1 protein-coding gene is annotated in these 204 nt (G+C 42.2%); it reads left to right on the top strand.

Features of this window, described 5'->3' with window-relative positions; genetic code table 11:
• On the top strand, positions 1-204 hold a 204-nt coding region (locus ACVCZW_RS02870), incomplete at both ends, for a hypothetical protein (protein WP_452231604.1).

Below are 204 nucleotides of genomic sequence, written 5' to 3' on the forward strand. Positions count from 1 at the left end.
TTAACAGATGGAACAGAGCCAACCGAAGTAACGGTACCAGTAAGTGGAACAGTTACAGCAGGAACAGATGGTTATACTACAGCCGGAACAGTAACTGGAACCGTATATAATGATGAAGATGGTGATGGAACACAAAACGGAACAGAAACCGGATTCACTTCTCCAGTAACTGTATTTGCAGATTTAGATGGCAATGGCGTATTA

The sequence above is a fragment of the Lacinutrix sp. MEBiC02595 genome (assembly GCF_053601555.1).